General features: G+C 62.8%; 16 protein-coding genes and 2 pseudogenes. 11 read left to right on the forward strand and 7 right to left on the reverse strand.

The window, feature by feature from the left end; all coding sequences use genetic code 11:
- Positions 1-273 precede the first annotated feature (273 nt).
- A complete protein-coding gene (locus RFN28_RS27055; RefSeq protein ID WP_320290233.1) occupies positions 274-441 on the forward strand; it encodes a hypothetical protein in 168 nt (55 codons plus the stop codon).
- Between the two features lie 472 nt (positions 442-913).
- Here the strand turns inward: RFN28_RS27055 and RFN28_RS27060 are convergent, their stop codons facing one another.
- Positions 914-1858 carry a phosphoribosylaminoimidazolesuccinocarboxamide synthase gene (locus RFN28_RS27060; protein WP_320290250.1) on the reverse strand — a complete coding sequence of 315 codons (945 nt, stop codon included), beginning with the start codon at positions 1856-1858 and terminating at the stop codon, positions 914-916.
- A 117-nt stretch (positions 1859-1975) separates the two neighbouring features.
- On the opposite strand from RFN28_RS27060, the gene RFN28_RS27065 reads away from it, so the two are divergent.
- Positions 1976-2377 (forward strand): divalent metal cation transporter, encoded by a 402-nt coding sequence (locus RFN28_RS27065; RefSeq protein ID WP_320290234.1) that lies wholly within the window; start codon positions 1976-1978, stop codon positions 2375-2377.
- Positions 2378-2384: 7 nt separating this feature from the next.
- Here the strand turns inward: RFN28_RS27065 and RFN28_RS27070 are convergent, their stop codons facing one another.
- The 3 genes and pseudogenes from RFN28_RS27070 to RFN28_RS27080 form a co-directional block, all read right to left on the reverse strand.
- Positions 2385-2678, reverse strand: a complete 294-nt coding sequence (locus RFN28_RS27070; protein ID WP_320290235.1) for a GYD domain-containing protein — start codon at positions 2676-2678, stop codon at positions 2385-2387.
- Between the two features lie 1211 nt (positions 2679-3889).
- Entirely contained in the window at positions 3890-5089 is a 1200-nt protein-coding gene (locus tag RFN28_RS27075; RefSeq protein WP_320290236.1) for an NAD-dependent formate dehydrogenase, read from the reverse strand.
- Between the two features lie 542 nt (positions 5090-5631).
- Positions 5632-5838 (reverse strand): annotated as a pseudogene (locus RFN28_RS27080) (SAM domain-containing protein); the annotation flags it as partial.
- A gap of 872 nt (positions 5839-6710) precedes the next feature.
- Between RFN28_RS27080 and RFN28_RS27085 the strand changes: the two are divergent.
- The 3 genes from RFN28_RS27085 (at position 6711) to RFN28_RS27095 (ending at position 9512) form a co-directional block, all read left to right on the forward strand.
- The gene (locus RFN28_RS27085; protein WP_320290237.1) at positions 6711-7694 is read left to right on the forward strand and encodes an ABC transporter substrate-binding protein; all 984 of its coding nucleotides are present in this window, start codon (positions 6711-6713) and stop codon (positions 7692-7694) included.
- A 133-nt stretch (positions 7695-7827) separates the two neighbouring features.
- A complete protein-coding gene (locus RFN28_RS27090) occupies positions 7828-8631 on the forward strand; it encodes an ABC transporter permease (protein WP_320290238.1) in 804 nt (267 codons plus the stop codon).
- Positions 8632-8711: 80 nt separating this feature from the next.
- Complete coding sequence (locus RFN28_RS27095) at positions 8712-9512, forward strand: ABC transporter ATP-binding protein (RefSeq protein ID WP_430678983.1); 801 nt, start codon at positions 8712-8714, stop codon at positions 9510-9512.
- Between the two features lie 169 nt (positions 9513-9681).
- On the opposite strand, the gene RFN28_RS27100 is transcribed toward RFN28_RS27095, so the two are convergent.
- Together RFN28_RS27100 and RFN28_RS27105 are read right to left on the reverse strand one after the other, a co-directional pair.
- A complete protein-coding gene (locus tag RFN28_RS27100; RefSeq protein WP_320290239.1) occupies positions 9682-11301 on the reverse strand; it encodes a GMC family oxidoreductase in 1620 nt (539 codons plus the stop codon).
- 23 nt (positions 11302-11324) lie between these two features.
- The gene (locus RFN28_RS27105; RefSeq protein ID WP_320290240.1) at positions 11325-12956 is read right to left on the reverse strand and encodes an amidohydrolase; all 1632 of its coding nucleotides are present in this window, start codon (positions 12954-12956) and stop codon (positions 11325-11327) included.
- Positions 12957-13272: 316 nt separating this feature from the next.
- Here RFN28_RS27105 and RFN28_RS27110 point away from each other — a divergent pair, with 316 nt between their 5' ends.
- From RFN28_RS27110 to RFN28_RS27130, 5 genes and pseudogenes are all read left to right on the forward strand, one after another.
- Entirely contained in the window at positions 13273-14547 is a 1275-nt protein-coding gene (locus tag RFN28_RS27110; protein ID WP_320290241.1) for a flavin-containing monooxygenase, read from the forward strand.
- Positions 14548-14590: 43 nt separating this feature from the next.
- The gene (locus tag RFN28_RS27115; protein ID WP_320290242.1) at positions 14591-15007 is read left to right on the forward strand and encodes a RidA family protein; all 417 of its coding nucleotides are present in this window, start codon (positions 14591-14593) and stop codon (positions 15005-15007) included.
- 5 nt (positions 15008-15012) lie between these two features.
- Entirely contained in the window at positions 15013-15687 is a 675-nt protein-coding gene (locus RFN28_RS27120) for a DUF1028 domain-containing protein (RefSeq protein WP_320290243.1), read from the forward strand.
- Positions 15688-15709: 22 nt separating this feature from the next.
- Positions 15710-17201: pseudogene (locus RFN28_RS27125) on the forward strand (aldehyde dehydrogenase).
- Between the two features lie 48 nt (positions 17202-17249).
- Positions 17250-18185: a LysR family transcriptional regulator gene (locus tag RFN28_RS27130; RefSeq protein WP_320290244.1), complete on the forward strand. Its 936-nt coding sequence runs from the start codon at positions 17250-17252 to the stop codon at positions 18183-18185.
- Positions 18186-18188: 3 nt separating this feature from the next.
- On the opposite strand, the gene argE is transcribed toward RFN28_RS27130, so the two are convergent.
- Positions 18189-19346, reverse strand: coding sequence for an acetylornithine deacetylase (gene argE / locus RFN28_RS27135; RefSeq protein ID WP_320290245.1), 1158 nt, complete (start codon positions 19344-19346; stop codon positions 18189-18191).
- 220 nt (positions 19347-19566) lie between these two features.
- Here argE and RFN28_RS27140 point away from each other — a divergent pair, with 220 nt between their 5' ends.
- Entirely contained in the window at positions 19567-21636 is a 2070-nt protein-coding gene (locus RFN28_RS27140; protein WP_320290252.1) for an oxidoreductase, read from the forward strand.
- Positions 21637-21824: the final 188 nt, after the last annotated feature.

Raw genomic sequence — 21824 nt, forward strand, 5'->3', positions numbered from 1 at the left:
AACTGCATTATAAAAACGCGGAGGCTGATCGAAATTACAGGTGTCGGTTTCCGCAGGTCACATTTGTGCCGAACCCTCTTCATCGTCTGTGAGGGGGTTCACAGAGATGGTGGTCAAACGTCGCCATCACGCAAGTGGTTCATTCGTGATTTTCAGACGACCCACTGCGCGGCCGGCGGAGTCCGCGCGAGAGACGCTCGACCTCTTTCAGAGTAAACCCATGCTGGAGGGATCCCTCTTGGCAAGGCAAACCTGTGCGGCGTTAGGACTCGCTTGCAGGCGACGCGACAACTGGAGCGGTGCAAGGCGGCAACGTTATCGGGGCTGGGCCAAGGAATTGCCTTCGAGTATCCGCACACTGCCGAGGCGCTGAACGAACTCGTCGACGACTACGAGTGGCAAGCCAAACGAACGGATGATGACTCCCAGCAGCGCGACTGATTTCCTGCTGAACCTACGGAAACGACCACACGAGGTGGTCGAGAACCAGATCATATCGCTGAACCCTGATCGTGGTGGGCAAAACCGGTCGGATGATTGCCTCCAGCAATTGGCCAACCGACAAAAGGCAATTCCATACTCCGCATTGTGTCGGCTCACGACAATGCATGCAGGGCGCCTGACGGTCTGCTTTTGACTATCCGAGCCTCGAAGCCGCCAGTCCGCTCGGCCCCAAAGCGGAACGCAAGCTTTGTTCACGATGTCAGCCGTAGAGGGCAACTCTGCCGGTGCCTGAAAGCAGACATCCCTGACGACCCACCGGGAGGTCGTAGTTGCGCCAACTCCGGACATTGCCTTGGACGCAGCGAAGGTCGCGATCCGACCCAAAGCGGAAGTCCCATCACGACGGGTATGCTCATTGTGGGCGGGTCAGACTGGCGGCGCGGCCTCGCGCATGGCGATCGTCGCACCATCATCGGAAGTAAGGCTCCAGATTCTTCCGAATGCGGTCCAGCACCGTCGCGCCGGAAAGATCGGGGACGAAGACTTTCCCGGTGATGGCTTCGTAGGCTTGTATATAGACTCGCGACGTCTGCTCGATGAGCTCGGCTGGGATTTCCGGAATCGGGTCCTTGTAAGGATCGCAGCGCGCCGTCACCCAGGCGCGGATGAAATCTTTGTCAAAGCTGCGCGGCCGCTCGCCTTTTTTGAAACTCTCCTCGTAGCTTTCTGCAAGCCAGTAGCGGCTGCTGTCAGGCGTATGGATTTCATCGGCAAGAACGATCGTCCCGTCCTTATCCGTGCCGAGCTCGTATTTCGTGTCGACAAGGATCAAACCGCGTTCGGCGGCGCGCGCCTGGCCGCGCGCGAACAGCGACAGCGCATAGCGGGAGACAACGTTCCATTGTTCTTCCGTCAACAGGCCCTGCGCGAGGACTTCGGTTGGGGACAACGGTTGGTCATGGCCACCATCGAGAGCCTTACTGGTCGGTGTGATGATCGCCTCGGGAAGTTTCTCATTATTGCGAAGGCCCTCCGGTAGGCGGATACCGTACATGTCGCGTTCGCCGCTCTTGTATTTCGTCAGGATCGATGTGCTGGTGGTGCCGGCGAGATAGCCGCGAACGACGATTTCGACCGGCAGAATGTCGAGCCGGGTACCGACGACGACATTGGGGTCCGGATAGTCGAGCACATGGTTCGGGCAGATGTCGGCGGTTTCTTCGAACCAGTAGCGAGCCGTCTGGGTCAGAAGCTCTCCCTTGAACGGAATCGCGGTCAAGATGACATCGAAGGCACTCAGGCGATCAGTGGCGATGATGATCCGGCGGCCGTCCGGCAGATCGTAATTCTCGCGGACCTTGCCTCTGTAGTGGTTCGGGAGTTCGGGGATGAAGGCATCTGAAAGAACGCGCAGGGCTCTCATCTGGGCCTCATCTTTCGTTGGCGTATGTCGTCTACAACCGCTAGGGCGGTAGTAGCCCACGGGTCAAGCGAGATCGGACATTTCAGGCCACAGAGAGCTTTCGTCGGCGTGCCGAAGGCGCGAAGTCCGCAGATCGCGGGCTCGGCCGCCTATGCCGTGGCGGAGATGTTCCGCTGGCCGGAGGGCCTCGATCGGCGCCCGCGCGAGGCCAAGGCCTTCTATGCCACGATTGCCGCAGCGACCCTCGGCAGCATCGCTCTCAGCTTCACCGCGCTCTATCCGATCCGCGCCCTCCACTGGAGCGCTGTCATCAACGGCATCCTCGTTACGCCACTGATGGCAATGATGGTGATGATGGTCAGGAGCCCGCGCATCACGGGTCGGCTGACAGCGCCCTGGTGGTGGCAGCCATGGCACTCGCAACGATTGGGTTCTTCGTGCTCTAGCCACAGCGGAGGGGCCGCGCCGGCCCGTCATGCCCCGCTTGCGCGGACCGGCGCGATCCGATGACGATGGTTCAGACCATCTTTGCAATGATCTTCTTCATTTCCTCGGCATCGAACGCTCTCAATGTCTGAGTGCGGACATTGCCGAGCGACGCGAGTGAAAGGCTCAGCGCCGTGGCAGTGTTATCATCGGGCGCCTCGGCGACCGCGACCATGTCGTACTGGCCAAGCGTCCAGAAGAGCGCCTGCACCTTCACTCCGCTCTTCTCCGCCATTTGCCGAAATGCCTCAGACCGCTTCACGGTGTCCTTGGCTGCCTTGGCACCCTGATCCGTAAAGTCGGCAAGCAGCACATAGTGGGCCATTTCATCCTCCCTTGAAAGGAAGGCGTGCGGGCCGCTCGGCGCGACCCGCCGTTTCTCCCGCCTCAGAGTCTAGCACAGGGCGCTGTGCCGAGATATCGTCGCTCCGACGAATCGGTTGCCCTCGACAGGCGGTTGGGGCCCGGGCGCTCGTTGCAGCAGTCGGCGCACCCTAGGTCCCAAATGTGGAGTGGAACGTCCTGTTTGCCAAGACCAGACCGACACTCGAGCGGTCGCTGACCGTATTCCAGTTCCTTGACATCATGAACACGCCTCCGCTGGTGCCGAGGTCGCTTCGCCAGGTGCTTCGGCTGACGGTGCGCGCAGCGGTCGACGTCGTTCCGGATCACATCCGCCTGATGCCTGGTCTCGAGCACGCAGGATTGTCCTCATGCAACGTCGCCTGGTCAAAACTCGCAGGACAGATTTCAGATCGCGTGCCGATCAGGGCTCCTCCGGCACAGGCATCGATCAGAATGGGCCGAGATCCGATGTTCCTGTGTCGCCAGGCCAGCGCACGCCACTAGAAAGAAACGGCACAGCCACCGCCGGAGTGCTTCCCCGAGCCTCCACTTTCCAACCCGACCCAGTCCTCCGCTTCGTGCCAAAACTGCGCGTTCACGGGCGAATTAGTTTGCTACCAGCGGGCTGGCGCGAGCAGTTCTCTCTTTTTGTCCCGGCCATGTTTCCGGGACAGCCTTAGGAATCGGTGATTTCGATGTGGTGGCTCACCAAAGAGGATGAAACTGAGAACTGGAGCATCAAGCTCTCGGCTTGACGCTCTGGGCTGCATCCAGGCCGCAAATCAAGGTTAGCGCACGAGACAGAATCCGTCGCCACGGCATGCTTACGCCAGTACCTGCAATTGGTCGATGGCATCCGCAGTCACGTGTGCCGGAGCATCAGAGTGAGCCCTAATGCTAAAGGTCGGCGCCTGCGCCATGTGCTGTGACGATTTCGGGTACCAAAGCGTCGGATTTTCGCCACTAGCCTGGCCAAGCCCTTTGAGCACCGCAACGGTGTCGGTGATCTTCGTTCAGGCTCTGCCGCCAGTTTCTGCTCCTAATGATTTGACGCGGCCCGCCCGGCCACCATTCGGGCGTTACGGCGATGCAGGCCATCGGGCGAATGCACCACCGAAGTCCGAGAGACACCAACCACGCACCCCGCAGCTGTGCGGCCGTCCGGAGGGCGTCCGGAATCGCCGGCCGCGTTCAGGTCTTGAAACTTGCGGCCTCTTCAGACCCGCGCGTCGCATCTCCCGCGGTGTAGGCGTGCGCGCCGGCGCCGGCGAGCTTGCCGCCGGCGACGATCAGATATTCCTCGCGGATTGGCTTGCCTTCGAACCAGCATTCCAAAATCTCGCGAGTGCCGGCGGCATAACGCGCCTGGGCGGACAGCGATGATCCAGAGATGTGCGGCGTCATGCCGTGATGCGGCATCGACCGCCAGGGATGGTCTTTAGGCGGAGGCTGCGGGAACCAGACGTCGCCGGCATAGCCTGCAAGCTGCCCGGTCTCGAGAGCGCGGGCAACCGCGTCCCGATTGCAGATCTTGCCGCGTGCGGTGTTCACCAGATAAGCGCCGAGCTTCATCCTGGCGATCATCTTGTCGTCGAAGAGGTTTTCCGTCTCCGGATGCAGCGGCGCGTTGATGGTAACGACATCGCAGATAGGCACCATTTCCGCCGCCGTCTTGTGGAATGTGACACCGAGTTCCTTTTCGACCGCCTCGGGAAGCCGGTGGCGATCAGTATAGTGAAGCTTGACGTCGAACGGCTTCAGTCGGCGCAGCACTGCGCTGCCGATCCGCCCGGCACCGACTGTACCGATCTCCATCCCCTCGACATCATAGGAACGTGCGACGCAATCGGCGATGTTCCAGCCGCCTTTCACGACCCACTGGTAGGAAGGGATGTAGTTCCGCACGAGGCTGAGGATCATCATGACCACATGTTCGGACACGCTGATCGAGTTGCAATAGGTTACCTCCGCAACCGTGACGTTGCGGTCCATCGCGGCCTGTAGGTCAACGTGGTCCGACCCGATGCCGGCCGTGATTGCGAGCCTCAGCCTGTTTGCCTTGGCGATGCGTTCCGCGGTCAAATAGGCGGGCCAGAAGGGCTGCGAAATAACGATCTCGGCATCCAAGAGCTCACGTTCGAACACGCTGTCGGGACCATCCTTGTCCGAGGTCACCACCAAGCTGTGGCCGTTGCTTTCGAGGAATTTCCGTAGGCCCAGTTCGCCGGACACGCTGCCGAGCAGGGCGCCCGGCTGGAAATCGATCGCCTTCGGCGCGGGAAGCGTCTGGCCGCCCGGATAGCGCTTGAGCTTCGGGAGGCCGCCCCGCGCATAGGTGGTCGGATATCCGTCGACCGGATCGTCATAGAGGACACAAACAACCTTTGCCATTTCCATCTCCCTTCATCTGAAAACGAAGAAGAAGACGCTCGGCTCCAGCAGGGCGATTTGCGCTGTTGAATTGTCTGTGGTCAGCAGGCTCATGGCCTGGCGCTTCCACGTTCGCGAAATTGGCACGCTCTAAAAGTGGAGGAGCCAGACGCGGTTTCAAGTAGAGTGGCCGGGCTGGCGGCCGGACGTCCGCAAGCTGGGCGGTCAGCATGGCAGGGCTCTTGGTACGCGCCGGGTTGGCTTCAGAGGAATTCGGGTCAGGGCTTGCCGTAGGACCTCTCAACGGGAAGGGCAGAGAAGGGTCATAGCTTCCGGTTCCGGAAGGACGTCCTCGCGCCAATTCTTGACATCGGCATCCCGCGGAGCGAGCGTTCCGATCCGACCGTTTTCGAGTCATTCGGGGTAGGACAAGCTATAATGCAAGTGGGTCGTTCGGCCCGACCAGTCGGATAACCTGGCAGCGCCACCGAAACGGGTGGTCTAGCAAAGTACCCGTTGGGCCAATTGCAAATCCGACGTCGCAAATCCTTCGGTAAAACCTGGGCTGGGTCGGTCCCTTGTCGAGCGATCGCGCGCAGCGCGGTGATCGCGGCGAGCAGTTTACGGCGGTGTCGTACTGAAACCACGCCGAGCCCAATCAGGTCCTCGGCCGTAAGATCCCGAAGAACTTCCGGATCGATGTCGTTTTGGCGGAACGCTTCCTCGTATTGTCCCAGCCCTTGATCACGCAGCCAGGCACCAACGTCCATGGCTCCTCCTCCGTCCACTCGGAGCCCAAGGTTCCGCAGCATAACCCAGAAGCCTCAGAGCGGCACCAAGAAAGCCTGCCAAAAAGGCCATGAAGGAAATGCGCCGTTCGAGTCGACGGCTGATGGAAACGGCTACTTATGGGGGACCGGAGCTCGCGAATGTCCCAAGGCGTAACCCTACTGCGACGTTCGAACTTGTGGCGCGCTACGACCGAAATGGGTCAGGTCACGACGACGCGCTCGCCGACCGGAATGTCCGCTCTTGAAGATCTCCAGTCCGAAGCTGCCATGCCGCTCCGACCCAAACAGGACGCTGACCTCTTCGATGTTGAGCGACGCCATGGCGGACTATGGGGATTCCTGACCGTTTGTTAGACAGACTAACGACGCTTCGACCTTGAAGCGCTCCTATGAGCTAACTAACTATTTGAAATAATTGACTTATTAGAAAAATTCTGGCGGAGAGAGCGTCTTTCGATCTTAGGCCTATAACGTTGAAAATATTCAGCTTTTTGTTTGTTTTGTTACGCGGTTTGTTACACGGCCGGGGCGACAGGTCACGGTTTCTATAAGCTCGCTGCTCCGAATCCGTCCACCCATTTTGAGCGGTACTGCGCTAGCCGCGTTGCACGCTAAGGCGGGCCGCGTCCGCGCCCTCTCCGACAAGGAGGTTCCTTGCTTCGGTTTCGGCGAAGCAAAGGACAGAAAAAGACTTCTTTTTGCGATCCGGCCCGGATGCTCTCTTGCCGACCCTAGAACAGATAAGGCTCGCCTGGGAGGCGACGCATAACAAGAGAGCGGCTGCCGAAACACCGCTTGGCTTTGGCCAGTGAATGAGCCGATGCCGGCAACAGCCATGGGGAACCACGACAATGAAGACATTCCGCAATTGCCTGATGACCGCGGTCGGCGCGGGCTTGCTCGGCCTGGGGCTTGCCGCTCCCGCCGACGCCGGTGCCATTCGCCTCGGCATGACCACCTGGGTCGGCTACGGGCCGCTGTTTCTCGCCCGCGACCTCGGCTACTTCAAGGAAGCCGGCGTCGATGTCGACCTGAAGGTCATCGAAGAATCGGCGCTTTACATGGCGGCGGTGGCCGGCGGTGATCTCGACGGCGCCGCCTCCACCGTCGACGAACTGATGAAGTACCGGTCGGACGAGCTTTGCTTTAAATATGTCGTCGCGCTCGACGACAGCCACGGCGGCGACGGCGTCGTCACGCAGGCTGACGTCAAGTCGCTCAACGACCTGAAGGGCCAGCCCGTCGCCCTGAACGAGGGCTCCGTTTCCGAATTCTGGTTCAATGTGCTCCTGAAAAAGGAAGGCATGACCGAGAACGATGTCAGCGTCACCAACATGACCGCCGATGACGCGGCGACCGCCTTCATCGCCGGCCAGGTTCCGGCCGCCGTGACCTGGGAGCCGCACCTCACCGAAGTCCGCAAGGGCGGCAAGGGAAAGGTGCTGATCGATTCCACGACGACCCCCGGCCTGATCGTCGATGTGATCGCACTCAAATGCGACCTGATCGAGAAGCATCCCGAAGATGTGAAGGCCCTCATCAAGGGCTATTACAAGGCGGTCGAATACATCAAGACCAACCCGGAGAAGGCCTATGAGATCATGGCCAAGGGCATTGGCGGCTATCTCGAGAAGCCTGAGGATTTCGCGGCTGGCGCCCAGGGCGTTCGCTACTACGACCGCGCCCGCAACCTGGAATTCTTCGGCGCCCCGGAGAAGAGCGAGGCATCCGACCTGGTGAACTTCGCGCAGGATATCTGGGGCAAGGCCGGCAAGCTCAAGATGACGATCGACGCGAAGACCATTCTCGACACCGATTTCATCAAGGAACAGTGAGCCTTCGAAATTAACAGGGTCGGCCCCCCGGGGCCGATCCCCGTTTTTCCGAAAGCCAGAGCTGGTCGGCCTCTCGAGGCCGGCCCGTTTCTCGAAGCCACAGCTTCGCACTTAAATCAACGGAGGCCATCTTATGGCACAAAGGCGGACGGCGTGGACACGCCTGACGACCCCCTTCGCCAACATTCCGGCCAGCACGGCAACCACGCTCGCGCTGGCGATGTGGATCATCGTGATCGGCGGCTGGGCCTTGCTGTCCTACGGCCGCGTCGTGCCGAACATGTTCCTGCCGACGCCCGGGACCGTGCTCGAGACGACCTATCGCATGTCGCTCGACGGCAGCCTTTTCTACCATACTTTGACCAGCGCCAAGGTGGTGATCCTGGGCTTCATCGTGTCCTCGCTTATCGCCGTGCCGCTGGGGCTTTGGATGGGCACCTACCGGGCGGTGCAGGCGCCGCTGGAGCCACTGGTCAATTTCATCCGCTATCTGCCTGTCACCTCTTTCGTGCCGCTGTTCATCCTTTGGATCGGCATCGGCATCGAGCAACGCATAGCGGTGATCTTCTTCGGCACATTCTTCCAGCAACTGGTGATGATCTCCGACTGTGCGCGCAGCGTCTCCAGGGATCTGGTCAACGCCTCCTACACTCTGGGCACCAAGCGCTCAGAGGCGGTGTGGCATGTGATCTTTCCCGCCGCGCTTCCCTCGATACTCGACACGCTTCGCGTCACCATGGGCTGGGCCTGGACATATCTGGTCGTCGCGGAGCTCGTCGCGGCGTCGAGCGGCCTCGGCTATATCAGCCTCAAGGCGATGCGCGGCTTCCAGGTCGATGTGATCTTCATGGCGATCGCCGCGATCGGGCTTCTCGGCCTGATCACCGACACCGCATTCCGCATTCTCCGGGCAAGGGTTGCGCCATGGGCACCTTGATGTTGAACGCTTCCTCGCAAACCGCAGCCGGATCAAGAGTAGTGATGACCGAAACCGTCAAGGCGAACAATCCGGCCGGCATGGCCCATGCAGCCGGCGATCCGCATTCGGCCGGCACCACTATGGCCATCGAGGACGTGACATTACGCTATGGCGACGCCAATGGCGTGCTGGCGCTGGACGATGTGTCGCTGAAGGTGGCCAAGAACGAATTCTGCGTCATCGTCGGTCCTTCGGGATGCGGCAAATCCAGCCTGCTCTACCTCGCGGCCGGCCTCAATGACGCGACATCGGGCAGCATCAAGGTCGACGGCTGGGAGGTGATCGAGCCCGGTCCCGACAGGGGCATGGTGTTCCAGAGCTACACCTTGTTTCCTTGGCTCACGGTGTGCGCCAACATCGAATATGGACCGAAACGCAAGGGCCTGCCGGCGGAGCAGCGCAAGCAGATCGTCGACCAGTATCTCAACGAGGTCGGTCTTGCGCCTTTCGCGGACCATTATCCCGCGCAGCTTTCCGGCGGTATGAAGCAGCGCGTGGCGATCGCGCGCGCCCTTGCCAACGACCCGGCCGTGTTGTTGATGGACGAGCCATTCGGCGCTCTCGACAGCCAGACGCGCGGCACCATGCAGAAGCTGCTCCTGCGCGTCTGGGAACGGCAGCAGAAGACGGTGCTCTTCGTCACCCACGACATCGACGAGGCACTGGTGCTGGGCGATCGCGTCCTGGTGATGACGGCCCGGCCCGGCAAGATCAAGGCCGAGATCAAGGTCGATATCCCGCGGCCGCGCTCGATGGACGTCATCCTCGAGCCCGACTTCATCGCGCTCAAGCGTCGCATCCTCGGCCTCCTGCACGACGAGATCGACGAGGATCACTAATGCATGTCGCCCAAAAGTGCGCAGCGGTTTGGGCGAACGACATGCATAATCAGAGGCGTAAAGCCCATCACGCGCTTTGAGAGCAATCTCAAGCGATCACAAATGGTTGGGCGCAGTTCTGCGTATAAACGCTGAACTGCCCCTCAAACGTCAAAGGCCGAGGCGATCCCTACCTTTGGCCGTTGCGAGCCGCGCCGAGGATCATCTCCGAGGCCTTCTGGCCGATCATCATGCTTGGCGCATTGGTGTTGCCGCCGATTAGCTTCGGCATGACCGAGGCATCGGCGACCCGGAGCCCGTCCACGCCACGCACCTTGAGCGTCGCCGGATCGACGACAGCCATGTCGTCCGTTCCCATCATGCAGGTTCCCACCGGGTGATAGACGGTCAGCGCCTCGGCGCGCAGATAGGCGAGGATCTCGTCGTCGCTGCGGACATCCTTGCCCGGCAGCATCTCCTTGCCGCGCACCGCGTCGAATTCGGGTGAGGCAAAAATCCGGCGCGCAATCTTGATGCCTTCGACCAGCACCATGGCGTCGTCTTCATGCGTGAAGAAGCGGTGGTCGATGAGGACGTCGCGGCGGGAACTGTCGCGCGACAGCCTTATCTCGCCCACGCTTTTCGGCCTGAGCACGCAGGTGTGGATGGCGTAGCCGTGGCCGTATTCGATCAGCCTGCCGCGATGGCTGCGATAGCCCGGCACGAAGTGGAACTGGATGTCGGGAAGCCCGTTCGCGTGCCTGGTTTTGGCGAAGCCGCCGGCTTCGACATAGTTGGTGGTGAGCATGCCCTTGCGGCGCGCGAAATACTGGAAGGGCGCGGCGGCGATGCGCGGCAGGTTGGCAAGCGACAGGCCGAGCGTCCTGGTGCTTTTGGAGCGCACGGTGATCATGCCGTCGACATGGTCCTGCAGGTTCTTGCCGACGCCGGGCAGGTCGAGGACCGGCGCGATACCGATCGCTTGGAGTTCGGCAGCGGGACCGATCCCCGAGGCCATCAGGATCCTGGGCGAGTTGACGGCGCCGGCCGACAGCACGATCTCGCGGCTGGCCGAGAGTGTCTTCTGCTGGCCCTGATGCTGCACGCGCATTCCCGCGGCGCGCCCTTCGGCGATGACAAGGTCGATCACTTCGCATTCGCTGAGCAGCGTCAGGTTCCTGCGATGAAGCACCGGACGCATGAAGGCGCTGAAGCTGCTGAAGCGCTGCCCGCGGTTCTGCGTGACGTTGTAGATGCCGAGGCCGAACTGGCTCTCGGCATTGAAGTCGCTATTGGTGGGCAGGCCGGCGTTTTTCCCGGCCTTGACGAACATGTCGGAGAGCACGTTCGGATCGCGCGGATTGTCGACCAGCAGCTCGCCGTCGCTGCCATGATAGCGCGGGTCCTGGCCGAGCAGATTGCGCTCCAGTTTCCTGAACACGGGCAGCACGTCGCTATAGGCCCAGCCGGCGCAGCCGAGCCCGGCCCACTCGTCATAGTCCTCGGCCGCGCCCCGAATATAGACCATCGAGTTGATCGAGCTCGATCCGCCCAGCGCCTTGCCGCGGTTGACCGGAATCCTGCGGTTTTTGAGATGGGGCTGCGGCACGCCGACGAAACAATAGTCGTAGTTCGGATTGCCATAGAGCGACAGGATGCCGGCCGGCACCTTGACCCGCAGGCTGTTGTCGCTGCCGCCGGCCTCGATCAGGCACACTTTCATCGATGGATCGGCGCTCAACCGATTGGCGACCACGCAACCAGCCGAACCCGCGCCGACGACGATGTAATCATATTCCGGCGCTTCCATGCCAACCCCCAAAAGACGCGATCCTAGATCGCGGGTTCTTCCCAAACCGACTTTCCGCCGACCACTGTTTTCAGCACCTTGATATCCGCGATCTTGTCCTGCTCGACCTGCAGCGGATCATCGGAAAGGACGATGAAGTCGGCGAGCTTCCCCGTCGCCAGACTGCCCTCGTCGTCTTCCCGGTGGCCGGCAAAGGCTGCCCCCAGCGTATAGGCATGGAGCGCCTGCGCGACGGTGATCCTCTGCCGCGGGACCCAGCCGTCTTTTGGCTGGTGGTCCCGGCTTTGGCGCAGCACCGCATTGCGTATGCCGATGAGCGGATTGAGATCGACGATGGGCCAATCGGTTCCGAACGCGACGGGGCCGCCGGCTTCCAGGATGGAGCGAACGGGAAAGGCTCGCGGCAAGGATTCGGAGCCGACCCGCACTTCCCAAAGCCCTTCCATTCCGAGCCATTGGTCGCGTGGGTAGATCATGGCGGGCTGGAAGCTCGCTATCGCTCCTATCCGGCCGAAACGCTCGATGTCGCGCGCAGTGGGTATTTCGCAATGCTCGACCCGTGGCCGGCGCTGCCTTGAGCGTTCCCCGTCCGCGGCATATGCGTCGAGCGCCATTTCGATGGCTCCGGTACCGATCGCGTGCGTCCAGACTTGAAATCCTTCCTGCTGGGCACGGCTGACGGCGGCGTTGTAGGCCGATGCCTCCCATAGGCATGTTCCGGTTTCTCCCGGTTTGTCGGCGTAGCCCTGAGGCATGAAGCCGGTGTGGGATTCCAGGACGCCGTCAAGAAAGAATTTGATGACCCGCCCTTCGAGAAAGGCGGAATCAAGCTCGTTCCTCCAGCCGGATACGCGCGCGATCACGTCGCCGAGGTTCGAATCCGGATTGACAATGCTCGAAAGCGTGAACCTCAGGCTCAGCTCGCCGTTCGCGAATATCTCAGCCAGCAGGGGGACTGCTTCGTCATCCATTCCTGCGCTTTGGACCCGCGACAATCCCAGGCGGTTTGCTTCCTTGATGGCACGGAGCAGCGCCGCTCGCATATCGGATTTCGAAGATTGGGGGACCAGAGTTTCAAGCTGGGACCACGCTCTCTCCTTCAACCACCCGGTCGGCTCACCGCTTGCATCTCTTACGATCTCGCCACCTTCGGGATCCGGCGTGTTGCGCGTGATACCGGCAAGTTCCAACGCCTTGCTGTTCACCCAGGCCGCGTGAGCCATGCCGGAGCGGAAGAAGACGGGGCGATCGGCAACAACTTGATCGAGAAGCGATTTGTGGAAGCCCCCTCCGGGGAGGTCGGGATAGCCGTAACTGAATTCGCTGCCCACAATCCACGTGCGATCGGGATGCGCTTGCGCATACGCCCTCAGGCGGGCAAGGACCTCGCCGAAGGTCTTTGCCTCGCGCAGCTGCACTTCATCGAGGTATTTGCTTCCCCAGGCAAAATGGAGGTGGGAATCGATGAAGGCCGGCATCGCGAACCGGCCTTGAAGATCGACAATTTCGGCGTCCGCGGAGGCTCGCGACTGGACGAAGGACCACGAGCCGACAGCCGCGATCCGGTCGCCGCGAACCAGCATTGCCTCTGCATGGGGATTTGCCGCGTCGACCGTGTATAGCGAGCCGTTCGCGTAAAGGGTCTCCTTCGCCATTTCTCTCTCAGGGATCGTCGCTCTCATGCGGGTGACGGATGCAGGGAACCACCAAATCCGAGGCGGAAGAATTACTTTTTCTGGTACCCGTGCTTAGGGTTTGCCTAAGCCTCGTCGAGGTTAGCAGGTCGTTGCCCCGACCTTGATCGCGGGGAGTTTCGCATCCGCTCTGCGACCCGCTCCAGCGTTTAGGGATAAGCTAAGCACTGACACATGAAATCATAATTTTCGTCCCTCCGGCCCGTCACTTAAAAGCAAACCGGACCTCCATCACAGCGGCGAAAGCCCTCACCCAGAGCTACAAAGAGACGTGGATATGTCGATTGAGAAAGTAGACACGCTCGTCGTCGGCGGCGGCCAGGCCGGGGTGGCTATGAGCGAGCACCTGAGCAAGTGCGGGGTGCCTCATCTGGTCCTCGAACGCGGCCGGATTGCCGAGCGCTGGCGCTCGCAGCGTTGGGACTCCCTGGTTGCCAACGGTCCGGCCTGGCATGACCGGTTCCCGGGCATGGAGTTTCCGCGCACGGGTCCCGATGACTTTCCCTCCAAGGAGGAGGTTGCCGACTATTTTGTCGCCTACGCAAAGCAGATCGATGCGCCGATCCGCTGCGGAGTGGAGGTCAGGCGTGTGCAGAGAAATGTCGGCCGGCCCGGATTCCTCGTCGAGACGTCGGATGGCGTGATCGAGGCCAACAGCGTCGTCGCCGCGACCGGCCCTTTCCAGGTGCCTGTCATCCCGCCGGTTGTCCCCAAGGACGCAGGCGTCCTGCAAATCCATTCCGGCGCTTACCGCAATCCGGCGCAGTTGCCGAAAGGCGCAGTCCTGGTGGTTGGCGCGGGATCCTCGGGCGTGCAGATCGCGGACGAACTCCAGCGCGCCGGCAGGCGCGTCTATCTCTCGGTCGGCCCGCACGATCGCCCGCCGCGAGCCTATCGCGGGCGCGACTTCTGCTGGTGGCTGGGCGTTCTCGGCAAATGGGACCTCGAAACCCCGGGACCCGGCACGGAACATGTCACGATTGCGGTGAGCGGCTCACGCGGCGGTGAAACGATCGATTTCCGCCGCCTGGCCGCGCAGGGGCTTACGCTGGTCGGCATGACAAAGACGTATCAGGACGGCGTAATGACTTTCGCGCCTGACCTTGCGAAGAACATTGCCCGCGGCGACGCCAATCTGATGTCGCTGCTGGACGAGGCCGACGCCTATGTCGCGCGCAACGGCCTCGACCTCCCGGAAGAGCCCTCCGCCCGCCGGATCGACCCGGATCCGGAATGCGTGACCAATCCGATCCTTGAGCTCGATCTGGCCGACGCCGGGATAGCGGCGATCGTCTGGGCGACGGGCTTTGCCGTCGATTACAGCTGGCTGAAGGTCGACGCTTTCGACGAGAAGGGCCGGCCAAGGCACCACCGCGGCGTCTCGACGGAGCCCGGGATCTATTTCCTGGGTCTGCCCTGGCAGTCGCGAAGAGGGTCGAGCTTCATCTGGGGCGTCTGGCACGACGCCAAGCACGTGGCCGACCGCATTTCGACGCAGCGCAAATATCTAGCCTACCACGCTGCGGCGAAGCGAGAGACCGTGGACGCCTGACCAGAGCCGACGACGCTGCGAACCCGACCTGATGGAGACCAAGATGGCGCATACGCGAATTCGCAAATTCAACACCAAGGACACCTATCCCGAGCAGAAGCTCGACAATGATCTCTGCCAGGCGGTCGTCACGCGCGGCGGCCGCACCGTCTATCTGCGCGGCCAGTGCCCGCAGGATCTGGACACCGCCAAGAACATCGACAGTCACGATCCGGTCGAGCAGACCCACAAGGTCATGCAGAACATCGAGCAGCTCATCGAGGAATGCGGCGGCACGATGGAGCATCTTGTGAAGGTGGTGATCTATCTCACCGACGTCCGCCATCGCGAAGCCGTCTACCGGACGATGGGCGAATACATCAAAGGCGTGCATCCGGTTTCGACCGGGCTGGTCGTGTCGGCCCTGGCGCGGCCGGAATGGCTGGTCGAGATCGACGGCACCGCCGTCATTCCGGACTGAGCGCCATGACCTTCTCCATTGTCGCCCGCTGCCGGCGCACAGGCATGTTCGGCGTGGCGGTGTCGTCATCGTCTCCCGCGGTCGCTGCCCGGTGCGCCTACGCGCAGGCGGGCGTCGGCGCGGTCGCCAGCCAGAACGTCACCGACCCGACGCTCGGGGTCCGGGCCTTGGAGCTGATGGCGCGCGGCGCCTCCGCAGCCGAGGCCGTCGCGATCATCAAGCGCACGGCGGCCTTCAGTGAATACCGTCAGGTGCTGGCGGTCGACGCGGCCGGCGGCAGCGCCATCCATTCCGGGCCGAAAGCCCTCGGCATCTGGGCCGAGGCGCGCGGCGAGGACGTCGCCTGCGGCGGCAACCTGCTCGCCAACGACGGAATTCCACAGGCCATGGTCGACGCGTTCCTCGCCTCCGAGGGCCATCTCGGTGACCGGCTGATCGTCACGATGCGCGCTGCGCTGAGAGCGGGGGGCGAAGCAGGGCCCGTTCGCTCCGCCGGCATGAAGCTGGTGCGCGATGTCTCGTGGCCCGTCGCCGACCTGCGCTGCGACTGGACGGAAGCCTGCCCGATCGAGCAACTGGCTGGGCTGTGGGAGATCTACAAGCCCCAGCTCGATGCCTATGTCACCCGCGCCCTCAATCCATCCGACGCGCCGAGCTACGGCGTTCCCGGTGACGAGTAAGCCCCGGCAGTCTGGAGCAAGCATGAGCGAACTTAGCCATAAGGACTGGATCGGCAGGGCGTCGGCGATCCGGTTTCGCGACAAGGCGTTCATCGACGGCGAGCCGGTGCCGGCGCGCTCCGGCCGGACCTTCGCCAGCATCAATCCGGCAACGGGAGCGACGCTCGCCAAGGTCGCCTCCTGCGGGGAGGAGGACATCGACCTTGCCGTCGCCGCGGCGCGACGCAGCTTCGAGGCCGGCGTCTGGTCGCGAACGAGCCCGCAGCACCGCAAGGAGGTGCTACTGCGGCTGGCGGAACTGCTGCGCGAGAACCTGCAGGAACTCGCGCTCTTGGAATCGCTGGACATGGGCAAGCTGGTCAAGGACGCCGCTACCATCGACGTGCCGGGCTCGGCGGCGATTTTCCAGTGGTACGCCGAAGCGATCGACAAGTGTCTATGACGAGGTGGCGCCGACGGGCCAGGGTGACCTCGCGCTGGTGCGGCGCGAGCCGCTCGGGGTGGTGGGTGCCGTGGTGCCATGGAATTTCCCGCTCGACATGGCAACCTGGAAATGCGCGCCGGCGCTGGCGGCGGGCAATTCGGTGATGCTGAAGCCGGCCGAGCAATCGCCCTTCTCGGCGCTCAGGCTGGCGGAGCTTGCGATGGAAGCAGGCCTGCCCGCCGGCGTGCTCAATGTGGTGCCCGGCCTCGGCGAGACGGCCGGCCAGGCGCTTGGCCGCCACATGGATGTCGATTGCCTTGCCTTCACCGGGTCGACCGCGGTCGGCAAGATGTTCCTGCAGTATTCCGGCCAGTCGAACATGAAGCAGGTCTGGCTGGAGACCGGCGGCAAGAGTCCCAACCTGGTGTTCGCGGATTGCGCCGACCTCGACGCGGCGGCCGACATGGCGGCCTTCGGCATCTTCTTCAACCAGGGCCAGGTGTGCTCTGCCAATTCCCGGCTTCTGGTGGAGCGCAGCATCAAGGATGCGCTGGTCGAGAAGCTGGCGGAACGGGCGGCGGCGACCCAGCCCGGCGACCCCCTCGACCCGGCATCGAGGATGGGCGCGATGGTGAACGCCAGGCACGCCGCAACCGTCATGCGTTTCATCGACGGCGGCAAGAAGTCGGCCCGGCTGGTGACCGGCGGCGGCCGGGTCGCCGTCGACGGGCGTGGCAGTTTTGTCCAGCCCACGATCTTCGACAATGTCCCGCCGGACGTTCCGCTTGCCCGCGACGAGATATTCGGTCCGGTGCTGTCGATCATCGCGTTCGATACCGAAGACGAGGCGCTGCGGATCGCCAACGACAGCGTCTACGGCCTGGCTGCATCGCTGTGGACTGACAGCCTGTCGCGGGCGCATCGCATCGCGGAGCGGCTTCGGGTCGGCACGGTGTCGGTGAACACCGTCGATGCGCTGAGCCCCATGACGCCCTTCGGCGGCTTCAAGCAGTCCGGCTTCGGGCGCGACCTGTCCCTGCATGCGCTCGACAAATACACCGCGCTGAAGACCACCTGGATCAAGTACTGAGGAGCGGACACGACTTGATCACCGGGTGCAAACCGGCAACATAGAACGATGGCGCTCCGCTTCACGCTCAGACAACTCGAATACTTCGTTGCCGTCGGCGAAGCCGGTTCGATCGCCAAGGCGGCCGAGCAGGTGAACGTCTCGCCGCCGTCGATCTCGGCGTCGATCGCCCAGCTCGAAGCGGAGTTCGGCGTCCAGCTCTTCGTGCGCAAGCACTCGCATGCGCTCGCGCTGACCGCGGGCGGGCGCCTCTTCCTCAAGGAAGCCGCGCGCCTGCTCAACGACGCGGACGCGCTGCACGACATTGCCGGCGATATCGCCGAGAAGGTGCGCGGACCGCTGGCGATCGGCTGCCTGCTCACTTTCGCGCAGATCGTGCTGCCGGCGCTGCGCCGGAAGTTCGAGGATGCCTATCCGGACGTGCGCGTCAGGCAGTTCGAGCGCAACCAGGGGCAATTGTTCGAGATGCTTCAGCGCGGCGAGATAGACGCCGCACTGACTTACGATATCGAGCTGTCGCAGGACATGACCTTCGAACCTCTGATGCAGTTGCCGGCCTATGTGATGCTGCCGGCCGCGCATCGCCTGGCGACAAGGGCCGGCATCACGCCTGAGGAACTGGTCGACGAGCCGATGGTGCTGCTCGACCTGCCCTATAGCCGCGAATATTTCCTCTCGGCATTCCAGACCAACGGACTGCGGCCCAAGATCGCCGAGCGCACGGGCGATATCGCCGTGATGCGCTCGATGGTCGCCAACGGCTTCGGCTACGGCATCGCCAATATGCGGCCGCTCAACACCATGTCGCCGGACGGCAAATTGCTAGTCTTCGTTCCGCTGCTGGGCGACATCAGGCCGCTGACCATGGGAATTGCGCTGCCCAACGCCGAGCACCGTACGCTGACGGTGCAGGCTTTCATCGACCATTGCCGCCGCTTCGTCGTCGAGCAGGGTGTCTTCGGCACCGAGCGCATCGTCAAGTAAGATTCACGGCCAGCCGTCGGCGAGCCGCGTCAGCAGCCTGTCCAGCATCTCGTCGCAACGCCGCAACTGCTCGATGCTGACAAATTCGTCCGGCTTGTGCCCCTGCGCCATAGAGCCCGGTCCGCAGACGACGGAGGGCGTGCCGAGATCGCGGCTGAACAATCCGCCTTCCGTGCCGAAAGCGACTTTCATGGTGTCGTTGGCGCCGGTCAGAGATTTGACGAAGGCGACCGCTTCCGAAGCGGCCGGCGTGTCGAGACCCGGATAGGTGTTGGTGATCTCGATGTCGATCGCCGCTTCGGGGGCGATCGCAGCGGCATCCGCGGCGATGCGCGCCGCGGCATCGCGCAGCCGGTCGAGGATGCCCGTGGCATCGTCGGCGGCGACGTTGCGGATCTCGAAATCGACCACGCAAAGATTGGGTACGATGTTGAGCGCCACGCCGGCATTGATCTTGCCGACATGCACGGTTGTGTAGGGAATGTCGTAGTCGCCGTCGCGTGCGCCTTCGCGGGCCAGCCGGTCCTGCTCGTCGCGCAAGGCGCGCACGAAATCGCAGCCGAGATGGATGGCGTTGAGCGCCAGCGGGGCGAGAGCGGAATGGCCCTCACGTCCCTTGCAGACGGCGCGAGCCGCAAGCTTGCCCTTGTGTCCCGTCGCCACCTGCATATTGGTCGGCTCGCCGACGATGCACAGCAGCGGGCGTTGCGGCGCCGCGCTCAGCATTTCGATCAGGTCGCGCACGCCGAGACAGCCGACCTCCTCGTCGTAGGAGAGCGCGAGATGCAAGGGCGTGCGCAGCGGCATTTTCGAAGCCTTGAGGCAGGCCGCGATTGCTGAAGCCACGAAACCCTTCATGTCCGCCGCGCCACGCCCGTAAAGCTTGCCGTCGCGCGAGGTCATCGCGAATGGCGGCAGGGTCCAGTTCTGGCCGTCGACGGGCACGACGTCGGTATGGCCGGACAGCATGATGCCGGGCCTATCGGCCGGTCCGATCGTGGCAAAGAGGTTGGCCTTGTGACCGTCGGCGCTGTGAATGATCTGGCAGGCAATGCCGCTTGCTTCGAGCAGCTCCGCCACATAGCGGATGAGATCGAGGTTCGAGTCGCGGCTTACGGTCGGTAAGGCGATCAGCCGCTCGAGTATCCTGATGCTGTCCATGTCACTTGCCTCGTTGCCGCAGCCGGTTGTCTACATCCTGCGGTCGCCGCCCTGAAGTCGAATTTGGCTCAGCCCCGGTTCATCGCAGGCTAATCCCCGGATGCGCGATTAGGCGCGTCCTAATCCGCGCAGAAGAATTCCGTAGTTTTCCCGCGTCGGCGCCAACTTATGAGTAATGTCGGCCGATCGGCAGGACCGAGCCGGCATGAAGGAAGCTATTATGCGCGACCCACGCTACGACATTCTGTTCGAGCCGATGAAGATCGGTCCGGTGACCGCCAAAAACCGATTCTATCAGGTTCCGCATTGCAATGGCGGCGGTTATCGCGATCCGTCGGCCGCGGCCGAGATGCGGCGCATGAAATCCGAAGGCGGATGGGGCGTCATCTTCACCGAGCAGACGGAGATGCACCACACTTCCGAGATCACGCCCTTCATCGAGCTCAGGCTCTGGGACGACGCCGACATTCCGGCGCTCGCCAAGATGGCCAAGGCCATGCACGAGCATGGTGCGCTCGCCGGCATCCAGCTCGCCTATTCCGGCATCAACGGGCCCAACCTCTACACCAAGGAGGTTCCGCGCGGGCCGTCGGCCCTGCCGATCCGCACCTTCACCAACGATCCGGTGCAGGCGCGCGCCATGGACAGAGAGGATATACGCGACCTGCGCCGCTGGCACCGCAACGCCTTCAAGCGCGCCAGGCAGGCGGGTTTCGACCTGGTGTGCCTCTACGGCGCGCACGGCTTCGGCATCATCCAGCATTTCCTGTCGACCGCCACCAACCAGCGCAGCGACGAATATGGCGGCTCGCTGAAAAACCGCTCGCGGCTGATGCGCGAGCTTGTCGAAGAAGGGCGCGACGCGATCGGGGATACCTGCGGCCTTACGCTCAGGCTGTCGCTGGACGAGATGATCGGCGAGCTCGGCTTCGCCAACTCGGAAGTTCGCGACATGATCGAGATGCATGCCGACCTGCCCGATCTCTGGGATCTTGCCCACGGCGCTTGGGAGGATTGCTCGGGACCGTCGCGCTTCAAGGAAGAGGCGGCGCAGGAAAGCCTCGTCTTCGGCATCAAGAAGCTGACCTCGAAGCCGGTCGTCGGCGTCGGTCGCTTCACCTCGCCGGACGTGATGGTCAGGATGATCAAATCGGGCACGCTCGACTTCGTCGGCTGCGCCCGCCCATCGATCGCCGATCCCTTCCTACCCAAGAAGATCGAGGAGGGGCGTATCGAGGACATCCGCGAATGCATCGGCTGCAACATCTGCATTACCGGCGACATGACCATGTCGATCTCGCGCTGCACGCAGAACCCAACCTTCATGGAGGAATGGCGCAAGGGCTGGCATCCCGAGCGCATGCAGGCCAAGGGCGACAGCGACAGCGTGCTGATCGTCGGCGCCGGGCCCGCCGGACTGGAGGCCGCCCGCGCTCTCGGTCTGCGCGGCTATCAGGTGGCGATAGCGGAAGCAGGCACGGAGCTCGGCGGGCGCGTGGCACGCGAAAGCCTGCTTCCGGGCCTGTCGGCCTGGGGCAGGGTGCGCGACTATCGGCAGTATCAGCTTAGCCAGATGCCGAATGTCGACATCTATTTCGAAAGCCGGCTGACGGCGGACGACATCCTGTCCTTCGGCTTCCAGAACGTCGCCATCGCAACCGGATCGACCTGGCGGCGCGACGGCGTCGCGCGCGCCCATGTCGTGCCGATGCCGATCGACGCGGCGATGCCGGTCTACACGCCCGACGATCTGATGGACGGCAAGGTGCCGTCCGGCAACGTCGTGCTGTTCGACGACGATCACTATTACATGGGCGGTGTCCTCGCGGAGCTGATGGCGCGCCAGGGCGCCAAGGTGACCTTGGTGACACCGTCGGCCTATGTCTCGGACTGGACCCGCAACACGCTCGAACAAGGCGCCATCCACCGCCGCCTGGCGGAGCTGGGAGTCGATATCGTCCTCAACAGGACCGTCACGAACATCGTGTCGGGCGGCGTGGTCACGGCGTGCGTCTATACCGGTGCGCGCCACGAGCTGACCGCCGACGCCGTCGTCCTGGTCACGTCGCGCAATCAGGACGATGCCGTTTGGCGCGAGCTGAAAGCCCGGGAGAACGAGTGGGCCGGCAATGGCATCCGTTCGGTCAAGGTCATCGGCGATGCCGAAGCGCCGGGGCCGATCGCCTGGGCGACCTATGCCGGCCACCGCTTCGCCCGCGAGCTGGACGAACCCGATATCGGCGATGCCTTGCCGTTCCGGCGTGAGGTGACGGCGCTGGCGGTGAATTAGACTCGGTGTTCGTACACCCTTCCTGGCCAACATCCGCTTCCATCCCGGCTGCGCCCGAAAGCCGCCTGTCCATTACCGTGAAGATCCTATGGGGATGGAAGGCGACCGGCGCTCTGCCAGAGTGAAGTCGCCAAACATCACCTGGAGGTCAGCATGCAAGCCAACACCACCAAAGCCCCGGCCGCGAT

The sequence above is a fragment of the Mesorhizobium album genome (assembly GCF_033977205.1).
GTDB lineage: Bacteria > Pseudomonadota > Alphaproteobacteria > Rhizobiales > Rhizobiaceae > Mesorhizobium > Mesorhizobium album.